We start from the raw sequence: 3,362 nt of genomic DNA, 5'->3' as shown, positions 1-3,362 counted from the left end.
CCGCATCCGCCGTAACCCAAGCCCACCGCATCCGCCGTAACCCCATGTTGAAACTTACCACCGAACCAACCAACACTGATGAATCTTCGGATTCCGCTGAAAATCCTTATCGATGGTCTGGCCGGTAATGTCTTCGAGCTGATACGCACTCAACGCGTCCTGATCCATCACAAACGTACGCAAATTGGTGGAGAAAATCAGGGTTCCGCCTTTTGCCAAGGCCTTCATGGCGCCGTCGATCAGGGCCACATGGTCCCGCTGAATGTCCAGTACGCCGGGCATTTTCTTCGAGTTGGAGAAGCTCGGTGGATCGAGCAGAATCAGGTCGAATTCCTGCTCGTTGGTTTTCAGCCACTCCACGCAGTCGGCCTGTTCTGTGCGGTGCTTGGTGTCACTCAGGCCGTTCAGGGCCAGGTTGTTGCGGGCCCACTTCAGGTAGGTATTGGACATATCCACACTGAGAGTGAACCGGGCGCCACCCAGGGCGGCGTGAACGCTGGCGCTGGCGGTGTAGCAGAACAGGTTCAGAAAGCGTTTGTTGTTCGCCATTTCGGCGATTTTCAGTCGTACCGGGCGATGATCGAGGAATAATCCGGTATCCAGATATTGCCAGAGGTTGACCTGAATCCGCGCCTGGCCTTCGATGACGTTGATGATCTCGCCGTCGGGGCGCTCGGCGAGTTTCTGGTACTGGCTGCCGTCGGAGTGCTTGTGCCGGCGGCGCTGTTTGTAGCTGACCCGGTCCGGGTGAATATCCAGAGCGCGAGGGATGGCTGCCTGAATCTCCGCGAAGCGCTGTTCGGCCCGGGCTTCGTCCACGGATTTGGGGGCGGCGTACTCCTGAACGTGAGCATAGAGCTCGCCCTGTTCGGAGCGGTACAGGTCAATGGCCGCCGAGTACTCGGGCATATCCGCATCGTAGAGCCGATAAGCGTTAATACCGTCTTCGGAGCCGCGGCGCTGCTTTTTCGCCCACTTCGCCAGCTGTTTCAGGTTCTTTTGCAGCCGGTTGGCCAGCATCTGTGCGCCGGAGGACAGTGGGGCGTCGGCCTCGAGCTCGGCTTTCAGGGGCTTGGGTGCGGCGCTGACGAACTGGCTTTCCTCGACGGAGAACATCAGTAGTTCGGCGGGCAGGGTGCCGTTATAGAGGCGGTATTTCTTTTCCGCCCGCAGGCCCATCTGTTTGCCCAGCTCGGGGTTGCCGGTGAAGATGCCCGCGCGCCAGCCTTTGAATTCGGTTTTCAGTCGCTCACCCAGGTGGTGATACAGCAACTTCAGGGACTCGACATCACCCAGGCGCTCGCCGTAGGGCGGGTTGGTGATCACCAGGCCGGGTTCAAGCACCTTGTGGGTGGGCTGTTTGAGGTCGGCCAGCTCCTTGCGACTGACTCGCAGCCAGTCGTCCAGTTCGGCCTGGATGATGTTGTCTTCCGCCGCGCGGATGACGGACAGATTGGCGTCGTAGCCGCGGATTTCCGGGCGGGATTTGGCGAGGCCGGCGCGTTTGCGGGCAATGGCTTCTTCGCGCAGCTCGAGCCAGATGTCATTGCGGTGATTGAGCCACTGCTCAAACCCAAACCGGGCGCGGCCCAGGCCGGGCGCGATGTCCGCGGCGATCAGGGCGGCTTCCACCAGCAGGGTGCCGGAGCCGCACATGGGGTCGATCAATGCGCCACCACGGGCGGCGATGTCCGGCCAACCGGCGCGCATGAGGACTCCGGCCGCCAGGTTTTCCTTCATCGGGGCGGTGCCCTGTTTGGTGCGGTAGCCCCGACGGTGCAGGCTTTCCCCAGACAGGTCCAGGCTAATGGTGACTTTGCCTTTGTTCAGGCGGGCATTGATGCGCAGGTCCGGGTGCTGTTTGCTGACCGACGGGCGATCACCGGTAACGTCGCGAATGCGATCGACAATGGCGTCCTTGATTTTCAGGGCGCCAAACTGGGTGTTGCGAATGGCGCCGCTGCTGCCGATGAAATCCACCAGCAGGGTGCTCTGGGGACCCAGGTGTTCTTCCCAGGGGATGTTTCTTGCGCCATTGTAAAGGGTGTTCTGGTCACCGACGGGAAATTCCGCCAGGGGCAGCAGGATCTTGTTGGCCAGGCGTGACCAGAGGCAGGCCTGATAGGCGAGGGCAATGTCCCCTTCAAAGGCGACGCCGGCCACGGTTTCCTTGAGGTGTTGGGCGCCAATGGCGTCCAGTTCCTGGTACAACAGTCCTTCAAGGCCCTTGGGGCAGGTGGCAAACAGATTCATAGATATCATCAGTTGTTTTTGGGACGGCCTGGTGCCGGTGTGTGCGTTGGGTTGTGGTTACGGCGGATGCAGTTGAAGTCGCGGTAACGGCGGATGCGGGCTTCGCCCTTATACCGCCCTACGCAACCTCCGGAGCCATGCGTAGGGCGGATAAGCGCCGCGAGGCGCGCATCCGCCGTAACCCAACGTTTGGTTTTACGCTGGTAAGCCCACCCCAACCACTTTGTCAAACCGGATTCTAGAGCAAAGTGCCATATGAAACACCTCTGCTATAAAAAAACAATCGTTCACAGCCGGGGGGCTTTTTGCTGTACTGAGCATTCGCCTCTACGGATCCACCACCGATTTTCCCGGGTGGCTGGCTAGAGGCGATGCAGTACCTCCCTACGCACAGTGCCGGGCATCCCCGCCCAGTGGGTGCGTTTCCCTAACAGGCCCAGCGCCACCCCGGCGCTGGGCTCTGCAAGATTAACGGCTACATAGAGGTGCATCACATATGAAACGTCAAAAGCGTAACCAGACAGCTCGCGCATTTGGTAAGGGTTATCAAGCCGGTATTGCGGGTCGGTCCCGCAGCCTGTGTCCGCACGAGAGCGGCACAGCGCGCCAGGAATGGCTCTCCGGTTGGCGCGAAGCGCGCACGGATCAGTGGGATGGTTACAACATGGCCGCTCAAGTACAAAAACTGAACAACTTGTCCCCTCACTGACTGGAGCCTTTTGACAACCTTATTTCTTGGCCATCATCTCCTCAAACTAGCCCGCCTTAGCGCGGGCATTTTTTTAAAAACCGCTTAACAGCTACCTGCGTTGCCGACGCTGTAAAGCGGTTTTTGGGCGCCTGAATGTCTGGGCATAAAAAAACGGCTTGGGGTCTGAACCTCAAGCCGTTTTTCGATATTTGGTAGGACTAACCAGATTCGAACTGGTGACCTCTACCATGTCAAGGTAGCGCTCTAACCAACTGAGCTATAGTCCTGTCTCGTTTGAGGCGCGAACTTTACCAAAACTTCGGATTTTTGCAACCCCTTTTTTAGCGTTGCAGGTTAGTTTAGGCCGTGGTTCCGGCGGATGCGGCCTTTGGCCTTATCCGCCCTACGGATAGCACGG

At 58.9% G+C, this 3,362-nt stretch carries 2 protein-coding genes and 1 tRNA gene; 1 reads left to right on the top strand and 2 read right to left on the bottom strand.

The features are described 5' to 3' along the window. Positions 1-54 precede the first annotated feature (54 nt). On the bottom strand, positions 55-2,262 hold the full coding sequence (gene rlmKL, locus B3187_RS17070) for a bifunctional 23S rRNA (guanine(2069)-N(7))-methyltransferase RlmK/23S rRNA (guanine(2445)-N(2))-methyltransferase RlmL (protein WP_286807683.1): 2,208 nt from the start codon (positions 2,260-2,262) through the stop codon (positions 55-57). A gap of 487 nt (positions 2,263-2,749) precedes the next feature. On the opposite strand from rlmKL, the gene rmf reads away from it, so the two are divergent. Further along, on the top strand, positions 2,750-2,962 hold the full coding sequence (gene rmf / locus B3187_RS17065; RefSeq protein ID WP_024460100.1) for a ribosome modulation factor: 213 nt from the start codon (positions 2,750-2,752) through the stop codon (positions 2,960-2,962). Between the two features lie 192 nt (positions 2,963-3,154). On the opposite strand, the gene B3187_RS17060 is transcribed toward rmf, so the two are convergent. Next, positions 3,155-3,231: transfer RNA gene (locus tag B3187_RS17060), tRNA-Val, on the bottom strand. Positions 3,232-3,362 lie beyond the last annotated feature (131 nt).

Origin of the sequence: Marinimicrobium sp. UBA4209 (assembly GCF_002381585.1) — a bacterium.
Lineage (GTDB): Bacteria > Pseudomonadota > Gammaproteobacteria > Pseudomonadales > Cellvibrionaceae > Marinimicrobium > Marinimicrobium koreense.
This window is presented reverse-complemented; position numbering and strand designations above follow the sequence as displayed.

What these genes read in the sequence shown, in the direction of transcription:
- rlmKL (WP_286807683.1), bottom strand. Translation starts at nt 2,262, where the DNA reads ATGATATCTATGAATCTGTTTGCCACCTGCCCCAAGGGCCTTGAAGGA.
- rmf (WP_024460100.1), top strand. Translation starts at nt 2,750, where the DNA reads ATGAAACGTCAAAAGCGTAACCAGACAGCTCGCGCATTTGGTAAGGGT.